The 12078-nt window shown below is 74.0% G+C and carries 14 protein-coding genes; 9 read left to right on the forward strand and 5 right to left on the reverse strand.

Annotated elements, in window-relative coordinates; all coding sequences use genetic code 11:
- Positions 1-7: 7 nt before the first annotated feature.
- The 7 genes from EAD96_RS27790 to EAD96_RS27820 all read left to right on the forward strand — a co-directional run bounded on the left by EAD96_RS27790 (position 8) and on the right by EAD96_RS27820 (position 6312).
- Positions 8-1513, forward strand: a complete 1506-nt coding sequence (locus EAD96_RS27790) for an ABC transporter ATP-binding protein (protein WP_233586194.1) — start codon at positions 8-10, stop codon at positions 1511-1513.
- Positions 1510-2310, forward strand: coding sequence for an energy-coupling factor transporter transmembrane protein EcfT (locus EAD96_RS27795; protein ID WP_120568518.1), 801 nt, complete (start codon positions 1510-1512; stop codon positions 2308-2310). The genes EAD96_RS27790 and EAD96_RS27795 overlap by 4 nt, the downstream gene beginning before the upstream one ends.
- Before the next feature lie 78 nt (positions 2311-2388).
- Positions 2389-3000 (forward strand): MauE/DoxX family redox-associated membrane protein, encoded by a 612-nt coding sequence (locus EAD96_RS27800; protein ID WP_121686327.1) that lies wholly within the window; start codon positions 2389-2391, stop codon positions 2998-3000.
- Between the two features lie 34 nt (positions 3001-3034).
- The gene (locus EAD96_RS27805; protein WP_121686328.1) at positions 3035-3583 is read left to right on the forward strand and encodes a TlpA disulfide reductase family protein; all 549 of its coding nucleotides are present in this window, start codon (positions 3035-3037) and stop codon (positions 3581-3583) included.
- A gap of 101 nt (positions 3584-3684) precedes the next feature.
- Positions 3685-5496 carry an ABC transporter ATP-binding protein gene (locus tag EAD96_RS27810; RefSeq protein ID WP_233586191.1) on the forward strand — a complete coding sequence of 604 codons (1812 nt, stop codon included), beginning with the start codon at positions 3685-3687 and terminating at the stop codon, positions 5494-5496.
- The gene (locus EAD96_RS27815) at positions 5493-6041 is read left to right on the forward strand and encodes a S26 family signal peptidase (RefSeq protein ID WP_233586192.1); all 549 of its coding nucleotides are present in this window, start codon (positions 5493-5495) and stop codon (positions 6039-6041) included. The genes EAD96_RS27810 and EAD96_RS27815 overlap by 4 nt, the downstream gene beginning before the upstream one ends.
- Positions 6042-6102: 61 nt before the next feature.
- Positions 6103-6312, forward strand: coding sequence for a hypothetical protein (locus EAD96_RS27820; protein WP_120568514.1), 210 nt, complete (start codon positions 6103-6105; stop codon positions 6310-6312).
- 196 nt (positions 6313-6508) lie between these two features.
- Here the strand turns inward: EAD96_RS27820 and EAD96_RS27825 are convergent, their stop codons facing one another.
- Entirely contained in the window at positions 6509-6874 is a 366-nt protein-coding gene (locus tag EAD96_RS27825) for a hypothetical protein (RefSeq protein WP_121686330.1), read from the reverse strand.
- Positions 6875-7219: 345 nt separating this feature from the next.
- Here EAD96_RS27825 and gndA point away from each other — a divergent pair, with 345 nt between their 5' ends.
- On the forward strand, positions 7220-8662 hold the full coding sequence (gene gndA, locus EAD96_RS27830; RefSeq protein ID WP_121686335.1) for an NADP-dependent phosphogluconate dehydrogenase: 1443 nt from the start codon (positions 7220-7222) through the stop codon (positions 8660-8662).
- 9 nt (positions 8663-8671) lie between these two features.
- Here gndA and EAD96_RS27835 read toward each other — a convergent pair whose 3' ends face one another.
- The 4 genes from EAD96_RS27835 to recO form a co-directional block, all read right to left on the reverse strand.
- Positions 8672-8896 (reverse strand): thioredoxin reductase, encoded by a 225-nt coding sequence (locus EAD96_RS27835; protein WP_121686331.1) that lies wholly within the window; start codon positions 8894-8896, stop codon positions 8672-8674.
- 141 nt (positions 8897-9037) lie between these two features.
- Entirely contained in the window at positions 9038-9223 is a 186-nt protein-coding gene (locus EAD96_RS27840; RefSeq protein ID WP_073831832.1) for a hypothetical protein, read from the reverse strand.
- 68 nt (positions 9224-9291) lie between these two features.
- Positions 9292-10068, reverse strand: a complete 777-nt coding sequence (locus EAD96_RS27845; protein WP_199733322.1) for an isoprenyl transferase — start codon at positions 10066-10068, stop codon at positions 9292-9294.
- Positions 10069-10100: 32 nt separating this feature from the next.
- Positions 10101-10973 (reverse strand): DNA repair protein RecO, encoded by an 873-nt coding sequence (gene recO / locus EAD96_RS27850; protein ID WP_120568512.1) that lies wholly within the window; start codon positions 10971-10973, stop codon positions 10101-10103.
- A gap of 102 nt (positions 10974-11075) precedes the next feature.
- On the opposite strand from recO, the gene EAD96_RS27855 reads away from it, so the two are divergent.
- A complete protein-coding gene (locus EAD96_RS27855; protein WP_233586193.1) occupies positions 11076-11945 on the forward strand; it encodes a DUF4097 family beta strand repeat-containing protein in 870 nt (289 codons plus the stop codon).
- The last annotated feature ends 133 nt before the right edge of the window (positions 11946-12078 follow it).

Here is a 12078-nt window from a genome sequence, read left to right on the forward strand (position 1 = left end):
GTGGGCGGTGAGCGCTGTGGTGCTGCGGGGATTCGGGTGGCGGCACGGGGGGCGCCGGCGCTGGGCTCTGCGTGGAGTGGATCTGCGGGTGGAGAGCGGGGAGCGGGTGCTGCTGCTCGGGCCCTCCGGGGCCGGCAAGAGCACGCTGCTGGCCGCGCTCGCCGGGCTGTTGCCGGAGGACTCCGGCGAGCAGGAGGGCACCGTCGAGATCGACGGGCTGGACCCGCGCAAGGCCCGCGAGCGCGTCGGCATCGTCTTCCAGGATCCGGAGACCCAGCTCGTGATGGCCCGCTCCGGCGACGACGTGGCGTTCGGGCTGGAGAACCGTGGCGTACCCGCCGGGGAGATCTGGCCCCGCGTCGACGAGGCGCTGCACCGGGTCGGCTTCCCGTACGACCGGGACCGCCCGGCCGCCGCGCTCAGCGGCGGCGAGCAGCAGCGGCTGGCGCTGGCCGGCACGCTCGCACTGCGGCCGGGGTTGCTGCTGCTCGACGAGCCCACCGCCAACCTCGACCCGGCCGGCGCCGCCCTGATCCGCCGCGCCGTCGCGAACGCGCTCGACCCGGACACCACGATGATCCTGGTCGAGCACCGGGTCACCGAGGCGCTGCCGCTGGTCGACCGCGTCGTGGTGCTGGAACCCGGCGGCGGGGTACGCGCCGACGGGCCACCCGAGACGGTCTTCGCCGCCCACGGCGACGCGCTGGCCGCCGCCGGGGTCTGGGTGCCGGGCCGCACCGTGCCGCACCGGCACGCCACCACGCCGCCGGGCGACGTGCTGCTCACCGCCGACCGGCTCGGCCTCCCACCCCGGCTCGACCCCACCGACCTTCGGGTACGCGCCGGCGAGGCGCTCGCCGTCCTCGGTCCCAACGGGGCCGGCAAGTCCACACTCGCGCTGCTCCTGGGCGGTCTGCTGCGCCCCGGAACGGGCACCGTCACCGCGTCCGCCGAACTGGCCGGGCGGGACGCGCGTACTCCCCCGCACCGCTGGCGGGCACCGGCGCTGGTACGCCGGATCGGGTCGGTGTTCCAGGATCCGGAGCACCAGTTCGTCACCGCCACGGTGCGCGACGAGCTGGCGCTCGGCCCGCGCCGCACCGGTCAGCCCGAGTCGGCGGTGACCGCCACCGTGGACGGGTTGCTGCACCGGCTGCGCCTGGACAAGCTGGCCGGCGCCAACCCGTACACCCTCTCGGGTGGGGAGGCGCGGCGGCTGAGCGTGGCGACGGCCCTGGCCACCGCGCCCCGCCTGCTGATCTGCGACGAGCCCACGTTCGGCCAGGACCGGCGGACCTGGCTGGAGCTGGTCGACCTGCTCGCCGAGCTGCGCGACGCCGGGCACGGCGTGGTCGCGGTGACCCACGACGAGGACTTCGTGGCCGCGCTGGCCGACCGGACGCTCACCCTGCGCCGGTCACCGCCGGACGCGGAGCACTCCCCCGGCGGGCTGCCCCCGGTCGGTGCCGAGCGCTCGGGCGACGACGGTCCGGCTGCCGGGCGTACGCCGTGATCGGCCTCGAACCGGTCGCCGCACCCGGCGCTCCGCTGGCCCGGCGCAACCCGGTGGCGAAGCTGGCCGCCGCGCTGGTCTTCACCCTGATCCTGGTGGCGACGCTCGACCCGGTGGCCCCGGCCGTCGCCATCGCCGTCGAACTCGCGGTGCTGCCGCTGTTCGGTGTCCGCTACCGGGTGCTGGCCCGCCGGGCGTGGCCCCTGCTCGCCGGCGCCGTCGGCATCCTGGTCACGCTGGTGCTCTTCGCGGCCGACCGTTCCGGTCCGGTACTGGTCGAGGCCGGGCCGGTCCTGGTCACCCAGGGCGTGCTGATGACCGCGCTCGGGCTGGTGCTGCGCATGTTCGCGGTCGCGCTGCCCGGCATCGTCGTGTTCGCCACCACCGACCCGACCGACCTGGCCGACGCGCTGATCCAGAACGCGAAGGCGCCCGCCCGGTTCGCCATCGGGGCGCTCGCCGCGTTCCGGATGGTGCCGCTGCTGGAACAGGAGTGGCGGATGATCAGCATGGCCCGCCGGGCCCGCGGCGTGGACGCCGGCCGCAACCCGGTGGCGAAGCTGCGGCTGTTCGCGTCCACCGCGTTCACGCTGCTCGTGGGCGCGATCCGGCGGGGTACGCGGCTGGCCGTGGCGATGGACGCCCGGGGCTTCGACGCGGGTACGCCGCGCTCGGTCGCCCGCCGTCAGCGCTTCGTCCTCGCCGACACGCTGTTGATCGTCGGGGCGGCGCTGATCGCCGGCGCGGCGCTGACGCTCAGCGTGCTGCTCGGCACCTTCCGCCCCCTGATCGGCTGACCCCTCCCACCCACCCCGCCGATCAGGACATCGACGATCTCCTTTCGTGACAGTGGTCGATATTGTTAGCCTGACCCGGTGCTTGATCACCTGGACGTCGCGCTGCGTTGCCTGATCGGCGTGGTCTTCCTGGCCGCGACAGCCGGCAAGGTCCGCAGCCGCGCGTCCTGGCAGGAGTTCGTCGCCTCGCTCGCCGCCATGCGGGTGGTGCCGGCGCGGCTCGTCCCCGCCGCCGCCGGTGTGGTCGGCCTGGCCGAAGCCGCCGTCCCGGTCCTGCTGCTGGTGCCGCCGACCCGTCGACTCGGCCACGTGCTCGCGGCCCTGCTCCTGGTCGCCTTCAGCATCGGGATCGCCGTCACGCTGGGCCGCCGGCAACGGGTGGCCTGCCGCTGCTTCGGAGCGACAGGCGCACCGCTCGGCCGGCGACACCTGCTCCGCAACGGCCTGCTGACCACCGCCGCGCTGGTGGGAGTGGCAGCCGCGGGCGCCACCGGCGACGTGCCCCTCGCGGGCGTCGCCGTGGCCGCGGTGGCCGGTGCGGTGGGCGGGCTGCTCTTCGTGTGGTTCGACGACATCACCGACCTCTTCGTCGCCCAGCCCGCGCGGCCCGGTCCCCGGATCCCCGCCGGTCGGCGCGGCGTGCCCGACGGCGACCACAGAGGTGCCGGTGGACCAGTGACCCCGCGTTAGTCGAGCACTCCGACAAGCACGAAGGAGCAACCCCATGGCGTATCTCGCCGCTGCCGTCATCGTCGTCGGCATCATCGGCCTGCTGAATCTGATCCTCACCTTCGGGGTGATCAGGCGGCTCCGCGAGCACACCGTACGGCTCACCGCTGTCGAGGCCGGGCGCGGCCACAGCGACCAGATCATGCTCGGGGCCGGGAGCACCGTCTCGCAGTTCCAGGCGGTCACCGAGGACGACGTGACCGTCACGCGGGACGGGCTGACCGGGCGCACCCTCGTCGCATTCTTCTCCCCGGACTGCTCCCCCTGCCGGGAGCGCATGCCGCAGTTCATCCGGTACGCCGCCGAGCACCCCGGCGGCCGGGACCACGTCGTCGGGGTCGTGGTGAGCGACCGGGACGCCGCCGGCGAGTACGTCGCCGCGCTGACCCCGGTGGCACGGGTGGTCGTCGAGTCCGACGGAGGGCCGCTCTGCACCGCCTTCGGGGTGCAGGGCTTCCCGGCGATCGGCCTGATCGACGAATCCGGCGTCGTCGTCGCCAGCGGCTCCCTGATCGAAGACCTCTCGGCCCCCGTGGCCGGATGAGTCCGCCGGGCGACGCCGGCACCCCCGGCCCGTCGGCCCGACCGCCCGGGGAGCCGCCGGGCGGAGCACCTCGCCAGACCGACCGCCGACGGTGGCCGCTGGTGGCCGCTGCCGCCCTGGGTGCCCGCCTGGTCCGACGCGGGGCGCTCCTGACCACGACCGCCTACGGCCTGGTCACGCTGGCGAGCGGGGTACTGCCGATCGTCACCGCCTGGCTGCTCAAGGTCGTCCTGGACGCGGTCGGCAGCGGCGCGCCCTGGGGCACGGTGCTCGGCGCCGGGGCCGGGCTGGCCGTCGCCGGGCTCGGCACCGCCCTGCTGCCGCAGCTCGGCGCGTATCTGACCGGCGAGATCGGACGGAACGTCGCCCTCGTCGCCGACGACGAGCTCTACCGTTCGGTGGGACGCCAGGTCGGGTTGGCGCGGCTGGAGGACCCGGTCTTCCTGGACCGGCTGCGGTTGGCCCAGGACGCCGCGGCCATGCCGGTCCAACTGGTGGAGGCGGCCTTCGGCCTGGTGCGCGGGGTGCTGCTGGTCGGCGGCTTCGTCGGATCGCTCGCCCTGCTCAGTCCGGCCCTCACCGGCCTGGTCCTGCTGGCCGCCGTACCCGTGTTCCTGGCCGAGTTGGCCCTCGCCCGACGGCGTGCCCGGGTGCAGTGGCAGGTCGGCCCGTGGGAACGCACCGAGATCGTCTACCGGGATCTGCTCCAGGACGTGCAGGCGGCGAAGGAGATCCGGCTGTTCGGGCTGGAGGACTTCCTGCGCGGACGGATGCTGCGGGAGCGACGCCGGGCCAACCAGGCGCTGCGCCGGGTCGACCGGCGGGAGCTGCTCGTCCAGGGCGGGCTGGGGATGCTCGCGGCGGTGGTCGGCGGGGCCGGGCTGCTCTGGGCGGTCCGGGCGGCGTACGCGGGCGAGCTGACCGTCGGCGACGTCTCGATCGTGATCGCCGCGCTCGCGGGCGTGCAGACCGGGCTCAACGCGCTGGTGCGTGCCGTCGCCAGCGGGCACGAGCAACTGCTGCTCTTCGACCACTTCGCGGTGATCGCCGGCGGTCCGGTGGATCTGCCGCTCGCCGTCGATCCGGCGCCGGTGCGGCCACTGCGCCGGGGCATCGAGCTGCGGGACGTCTGGTTCCGCTACGGCGACGAGCTGCCCTGGGTGCTGCGCGGCGTCGACCTGCACCTGCCGGCGGGTCAGGCGGTGGGACTGGTCGGGCTCAACGGTGCGGGCAAGAGCACGATCGTCAAGCTGCTCTGCCGCTTCTACGACCCGAGCCGGGGGGCGATCCTCTGGGACGGCGTCGACCTGCGCGACCTCGACGTGGCAGAGCTCCGCCGCCGGATCGGTGCGGTCTTCCAGGACTACATGGCCTACGACCTGAGCGCGGCGGAGAACATCGGGGTCGGCAACCTTCCGGTGTCCGACGACCGGGACCGGCTGGTCCGGGCGGCCCGGAAGGCCGGGGTGCATCCGGTGATCGAGGCGTTGCCGCACGGCTACGACACGCTGCTCACCCGGATCTTCTTCGGTGAGTCGGACCAGGGTGACCTGCAGACCGGGGTGCGCCTCTCCGGCGGGCAGTGGCAGCGGATCGCCCTGGCCCGCGCCTACCTGCGGGAGGAACACGACCTGATGATCCTCGACGAGCCCAGCTCCGGCCTGGACCCCGACGCCGAGTACGAGGTGCACACCGCGTTGCGTGCCCACCGGGCCGGCCGTACCAGTGTCCTCGTCTCGCACCGGCTCGGTTCGATCCGCGACGCCGACCGGATCGTGGTGCTCGCCGAAGGGCGGGTGGCCGAGCAGGGGACGCACACCGGGCTGCTGGCGGCCGGTGGCGCGTACGCCGAGCTGTTCCGTCGTCAGGCCGACGGCTACCAGCTCGATCCGGTACCGGAGGAGGCACTGTGACCCGGCCGATCGCCGTGGCCGCCGTGCTCGTCGCAGCCGTGGCGGCCCCGTTCGCGGCGGTGTGGTGGCTGCGTGAGCGGTACGTGCTGGTCACCGTCCAGGGTGAGAGCATGCTCCCCACGTACCGCCCCGGGGACCGGGTGCTGGTGCGGCGGGTGCCGCCCTCGGCTCTGCGAACCGGCCAGATCGTGGTCGCCGGATGGCCCGGCGAGCGGCGGGTGCCGATGCGGCGGTCCCGCGGTGGCAGGCCGGTCCTGGACGAGGGTTGGCTGATCAAGAGGATCGCGGCCCTGCCCGGCGATCCGGTGCCACCGGACCTGCCCGGGCCGGGCGGGTCGCCGGTCGGCCCGCCGGCCGGGGCCGCCGCCGGAAGGGTGCCGGGCGAGGGCGTTGCGCCGGCGACCGTGCCGCCAGGGCTGCTGGTGCTGATCGGCGACAACCGGGCGGCGAGTCACGATTCGCGGCAGGTCGGCTACTTCGCCCACTCGGATGTGCTCGGCGTGGTGAAACGCAGGGTCGCTTCAACGGGTCATCGACCGTCATAAACATGTATGATCATCGAAGTCTTGCCTGCCGGCGGGACGGACATCGATAAGGAGGAGCCCGATGATCCGACTGATCGAATCACTGGGCGACCGGGTGCTCAGCCTGGTCGTCCCGAAGACCACGGCCGCCGCCGCGGCGACCGCCTGCACGCCGGGCTGGGGTGCCTACTGCGACTGCAGGTCCGGGAAGCCCTACTACCTGTACTGCCGCTGCGTGAACGGCATCCGGCGCTGCGACTGCACCGCCCGGAACGGGATCGGCACCTGCTGATCCTGCCTCACCCCCGTGAGCCCGCCCCGCCGTCACCGGCGGGGCGGGCTCACTCCTTACAGCCCTCTCGACCGCCAACCCCGTTGATCATGAAGTTGGCGGCACCGGCCGCCCGTTTCATCCCCGCCAACCTCATGATCGTCAGGCGGGTGGGGGGATCTGGTTGCGGGCGACCGGCTGGGAACGGGGCTGTCGGTCAGCTTCGGCGGAAGGCGTAGAACCGGGTCTGGCCGGCGCGCTGACTGCGCCCGGTGAACCGGGCCTGCCGCCCTGCCGGTGGGCCCGATCTGGGCGGCGTCGCGGATGTGCCCGGCAGGACCGGGGTCTCCAGAGACTCCGAGGGCGACACCGTCGGCGCAGCCAGGACTGCCGACACCGCATCCGGAGACACAGTGGGCGCCGCCGGCTCGGTGGAGCGCACCACCGCGGACACGGCGGGCACCACCGGCTCGGCCGGGAGCACCATCGCGGGCGGCTCCACGGTGAGCGCGTCGAGCGTCGGCGCGGTCACCTGCGGCGAGGACTGCTTGCGGGACTTCTTCGGATTGCGCTTCGCGGGCATTCGCGGGCCTCCTGTCGTGCGGGCGCGCCGACCGGGGACGCGCCGAGCGAGGGCTCCGGTGCGTTCCGATCACGACAGACACCGCGACCGACGGTGGCGGGGAAGGGATGCGGACGCCCGGAGCAGGACGGGTCCACGGCACTGAAGGCGGTGGACCGGGCTCGGAGGTGGGGCGTCACTTACGCATGCCGTAACGCTAACCCGCCGCCGGGTGCCCCGCATCCGAATTAACGCGCGAGACGCACGGCCACCCGCCGGTCACGCCCTGTCGACGTCCCCGCCCGCTCCCCCGACGACCGCGATACGGTCGCAGCACGGCAGCACGGACGAGAGGTGGCGGTACGCATGGCAGAGCAGGCGACGGCGCAGATCGGGGTCACCGGTCTGGCGGTGATGGGCCGCAACCTGGCCCGGAACCTGGCCCGCAACGGCTTCGCCGTGGCGGTGCACAACCGGTCGCCGGAACGCACCCGCAGCCTCGTGGCCGAGCACGGCGACGAGGGCACGTTCGTGCCGTCGGAGTCGCTCGCGGACTTCGTCGGCTCGCTGGAGCGGCCCCGCGCGGTGATCGTGATGGTGAAGGCCGGCGCGCCCACCGACGCGGTGATCGACGAGCTGGTCCCGCTGCTGGAGGAGGGGGACATCGTCGTCGACTGCGGCAACGCGCACTTCGCCGACACCCGCCGCCGGGAGGAGGCCCTGCGCGAGCACAGGCTGCACTTCGTCGGCACCGGCGTGTCCGGCGGCGAGGAGGGCGCGCTGCTCGGGCCGAGCATCATGCCGGGCGGGTCGGCCGAGTCGTACCGCAAGCTGGGGCCGATCTTCGAGAAGATCGCCGCGCAGGTGGAGGGTGAGCCCTGCTGCCGGCACATCGGGCCGGACGGCGCGGGCCACTTCGTGAAGATGGTGCACAACGGCATCGAGTACGCCGACATGCAGCTCATCGCCGAGGCGTACGACCTGTTGCGGGCCGGTCTGTCGGCGAGCCCGGCGGAGATCGCGGAGATCTTCCGGGAGTGGAACGGCGGCGAGCTGGGGTCGTTCCTCATCGAGATCACCGCCGACGTGCTCGGCCACACTGACGCGGCGACCGGCCAGGCGTTCGTGGACGTGGTGCTCGACCAGGCCGAGCAGAAGGGCACCGGCCGCTGGACCGTGCAGAGCGCGCTCGACCTCGGCATCCCGATCACCGGGATCGCCGAGGCCACGTTCGCCCGGTCGCTGTCCGGCCACGCCGGCCAGCGGGAGGCCGCCCGCCGCGTGTTCGGCGACGCGGGCGAGAAGTGGCAGGTGGACGACCGGGAGACGTTCGTCGAGGACGTGCGCCGCGCGCTGCTGGCCAGCAAGATCGTCGCGTACGCGCAGGGTTTCGACCACATCCGGGCCGGCAGCCGGGAGTACGACTGGGACATCGACCTGGGCGGTACGGCCACCATCTGGCGGGGCGGCTGCATCATCCGGGCCGGTTTCCTGGACCGGATCCGGGAGGCGTACGACGCGGAGCCGGACCTGTCGACGCTGCTCGTCGCGCCCTGGTTCGCCGAGCGGATCAGCGACGGCGTACCGGCCTGGCGACGGGTGGTGGCCGACGCGGCCCGGGCGGGCGTGCCGGCACCGGCCTTCGGGTCGTCGCTGGCCTACTTCGACGCGCTGCGGGCGCAGCGGCTGCCGGCCGCGCTGATCCAGGGGTTGCGGGACAACTTCGGCGCCCACACGTACCACCGGGTGGACCGGGACGGCTCGTTCCACACGCTCTGGGCGGGCGACCGTTCCGAAGTGGAGGCGTGAACCCCGCGCTCACCAGGCCCGCTGACCGTCCGGCTCGGGCGCCCATCCGGCGGCCGGCTCGCCTGCCGCCAGTTCGCCGATCTCACCGGAGCGGACCGCCGGGGTGTGCCCGAGGTCGGCGCACGACCGCTGCGCCACGTCGGCGCACAGTGCGGCCACAGCGTCCCGGCGGGCCGGCTCCACCAGGTCGGCGGCGGCCAGGGCAGCAGTCATCTCGTACCGGAGATCGCGCATCCTCCACCCCCGTGGTGGGCGCGAGGCGCGCCCTGCGCCGATCGTAGAGCGGAAACGCCCCGCGCCCGGCGGGAAAGCCGGATGCGGGGCGTCACGCTCGGGCCGGATACCGGCCGCGGCCACCAGGGCCGAACGTCGCGGTCAGAAGAACCGGCGACGCTTGGCCTTCTGCGGCCGGACCAGGTCGGCACCCTTGGTCAGCAGACGGCTCACCCCGGACGGGCCGCGACGGGCCTCCAGGGTGTGGCTGAGCCGGCGCGCGCCGGCCGCCGCCAGCGGCACGGCGACCGCCATGACCGCCCACTGCGCGATCCGCTTCTGAATCATGTGGTTCACCTCCGCGTTTGTCGTCTACCGGTATCCGTACCCAGCGCGGCGCGTCGGTAAGCGTGACCTCAGGCTCCCGGTGCCACCGGGTTGGGCAGGGCCCCGCCGAAGCGGCGGTCGCGCTGGGCGTACAGCTCGCAGGCGTACCAGAGGTGGCGGCGGTCGAAGTCGGGCCAGAGCGTGTCCAGGTAGACCAGCTCGGCGTACGCGGTCTGCCAGAGCAGGAAGTTGGAGATGCGCTGCTCGCCCGAGGGGCGCAGGAACAGGTCGACCTCGGGCACCTCGGGGTGGTAGAGGTACCGGGCGATCGTCTTCTCGTTCACCTTGGCGGGGTCGAGCCTGCCGGCGGCGACGTCACGGGCGATCCCGGCGGCGGCGTCGGCGATCTCCGCCTGACCGCCGTAGTTGACGCAGAACTGCAGCGTCAGCGTCGAGTTGCCGCGCGACATCTCCTCGGCGGTCTGCAGCTCGGAGATGACGCTCTTCCACAGCCGGCCCGCGCGGCCCGACCAGACGACGCGTACGCCCAGGTCGACGAGCTGGTCGCGGCGGCGGCGGATGACGTCGCGGTTGAAGCCCATCAGGAAGCGGACCTCGTCCGGCGAGCGCCGCCAGTTCTCGGTGGAGAACGCGTACGCCGACAGGTAGGGGATGCCCATCTCGATCGCGCCCTCGACGGCGTCGAACAGGCTGTGCTCGCCCTGCTCGTGGCCCTTGGTGCGGGGCAGGCCGCGCTCCTTGGCCCAGCGGCCGTTGCCGTCCATCACGATGGCGACGTGCCGGGGCACCGCGGCGGGCGGCAGCGCCGGCGGTCGGGCGCCGGAGGGGTGCGGGGTCGGCGGCACCGGCTCGCGGCGGGTCGCCCTCGTCGATCGGATCACTCGGTCATCTCCCTGTTCACACCGGCGACGGGCCCGGCGCCGGAGCGCGGCGGGACCACATCCGGCCCCGCGCCGCCGGGCGGCGGGACCGCGCCGGACGCCGGGGCACCCCGGTCGACCAGCGGCAGCGAGCGTAGCGCGCGCTCCAGATGCCACTGGAGGTGCGCCGCGACCAGCCCGCTGCACTCCCGACGTACGCCGGTCTCGGCCGCGTCGGCGTACCCCCAGTCGCCGGAGGTCAGCGCGGACATCAGCTCCAGCGTGGCCGGCGCGGGGTGGGCGGCGCCGGGCGGGCGGCAGTCCGGGCAGACCGCGCCGCCGGCCGGTACGGAGAACGCGCGGTGCCGGCCCGGCTCGCCGCAGACCGCGCAGGCGACGAGCGCCGGCGCCCAGCCGGCGAACGCCATGCCGCGCAGCAGGTACGCGTCGAGCACCAGCGTGGTGGCGTGCTCGCCGCGGGCCAGCGACTTCATCGCGCCGAGGGTGAGCTGGAACAGCCGCAGCGACGGCTCGCGCTCGACCGGGGTGAGCCGCTCGGCGGTCTCGGCGATCGCGCTGGCCGCCGTGTAGCGGGGGTAGTCGCCGAGGAACCGCTTGCCGTACAGCTCGATCGCCTCGACCTGGCTGACGGTGTGCAGCGAGCTGCCCTGGTTGCCCTTGGGGTCACCGGCGAGCTGGAGGTCGACGTGCCCGAACGGCTCCAGCCGCGCGCCGAACCGGCTCGTGGTGCGCCGCACGCCGCGGGCCACCGCGCGCAACCGGCCGTGCCGGCGGGTGAACAGCGTGATGATGCGGTCGGACTCGCCCAGCTTCTGCACACGCAGCACCACCGCGTCGTCGCGGTAGAGCTGTCGGCGGTACCCGGCCATCAGGCCATTCTCCCTCCGGGTGCGATCTCAGGGTCGGCTCGGGGTGCACGGTCGGGCGATCCCCGATGTGCCGGGTGCTCGGCCGGACCTAATGTGCTGGCCATGGCTTCGCTCCGCACCGCTCCCCGGCCGCGCACGGGTCGCCGGCCGCGCAACGTCTTCCGGCCCCGCGCGGGTTTCCAGGCACGCACGGGATTCCAGGCACGTGGCGTGGTGGCCGCCACCGCGGCCACCGCCCTCATCGTGCTCGCCGGGTGTGACACCCTCTCGTTCCGCCGCCTCGACTTCGACCAGACCGAGCGGACGAAGATCACCAAGATCACCGTGGACGACGACGGCGCCGGCGACGTCGTGGTCCGGGCCAACGGCCCCACGGACCAGGTACGCGTCAAGCGCGTGGTCCGCTACCAGGGCGACGAGCCGAACAGCCGGTACGAGATCAAGGGCGACGAACTGGTCCTGCCCACCGACTGCGGGCACCGGTGCAGCATCTCCTGGGAGGTGACCGCGCCGCCCGGCGTGGTGGTGCGCGGCGGCACCGGCTCGGGCAACGTCGACCTCAGCGACGTCGGCGCGGTGGAGTTCACGCTCAGCTCCGGCGACCTGACCGTCCGGGGCGCCACCGGCGAGGTCCGCGCGTCCACCACGTCGGGCAACATCCGGGTCGTCCAGGCGGCCGGCCCGGTGCGGCTGCGGGCCCGCTCCGGCGACATCGAGGCCCGCCGGCTCGCCTCCGCGATCGACGCGGAGACCACCTCCGGCAACATCGTCGTCGAGCTGGACCAGCCGGCACCGGCCCGGGTGCACGCCACGAGCGGAGACGTCGACCTGGCCGTACCGGCGGGCCGCTACCGGGTGCGCGCCACCGCGACGTCCGGCGACACCGACGTACGCGTCACCGACGACCCGACCGCCTCGGTCCAGCTCGAAGCGTCCGCCACCAGCGGCAACGTCACGGTCAGCACCCGCTGAGCCGACGGCGTCCGGCCGGGTGACTGCTCCACGCACCCCGCCCTCACCTCGGCGATCATGAGGTTGGCGGCGACAAAACGGGCATGAACTGCCGCCAACCTCATGATCGCCGAGGTGAGGGCGGGGTGCGTGG

It is taken from the genome of Micromonospora sp. BL1 (assembly GCF_003667485.1).
GTDB lineage: Bacteria > Actinomycetota > Actinomycetes > Mycobacteriales > Micromonosporaceae > Micromonospora > Micromonospora tulbaghiae.

Coding starts and splice junctions, on each gene's coding strand:
- EAD96_RS27805 (WP_121686328.1), top strand. CDS start 3,035: ATGGCGTATCTCGCCGCTGCCGTCATCGTCGTCGGCATCATCGGCCTG.
- EAD96_RS27820 (WP_120568514.1), top strand. CDS start 6,103: ATGATCCGACTGATCGAATCACTGGGCGACCGGGTGCTCAGCCTGGTC.
- EAD96_RS27825 (WP_121686330.1), bottom strand. CDS start 6,874: ATGCCCGCGAAGCGCAATCCGAAGAAGTCCCGCAAGCAGTCCTCGCCG.
- gndA (WP_121686335.1), top strand. CDS start 7,220: ATGGCAGAGCAGGCGACGGCGCAGATCGGGGTCACCGGTCTGGCGGTG.
- EAD96_RS27835 (WP_121686331.1), bottom strand. CDS start 8,896: ATGCGCGATCTCCGGTACGAGATGACTGCTGCCCTGGCCGCCGCCGAC.
- EAD96_RS27840 (WP_073831832.1), bottom strand. CDS start 9,223: ATGATTCAGAAGCGGATCGCGCAGTGGGCGGTCATGGCGGTCGCCGTG.
- recO (WP_120568512.1), bottom strand. CDS start 10,973: ATGGCCGGGTACCGCCGACAGCTCTACCGCGACGACGCGGTGGTGCTG.
- EAD96_RS27855 (WP_233586193.1), top strand. CDS start 11,076: ATGGCTTCGCTCCGCACCGCTCCCCGGCCGCGCACGGGTCGCCGGCCG.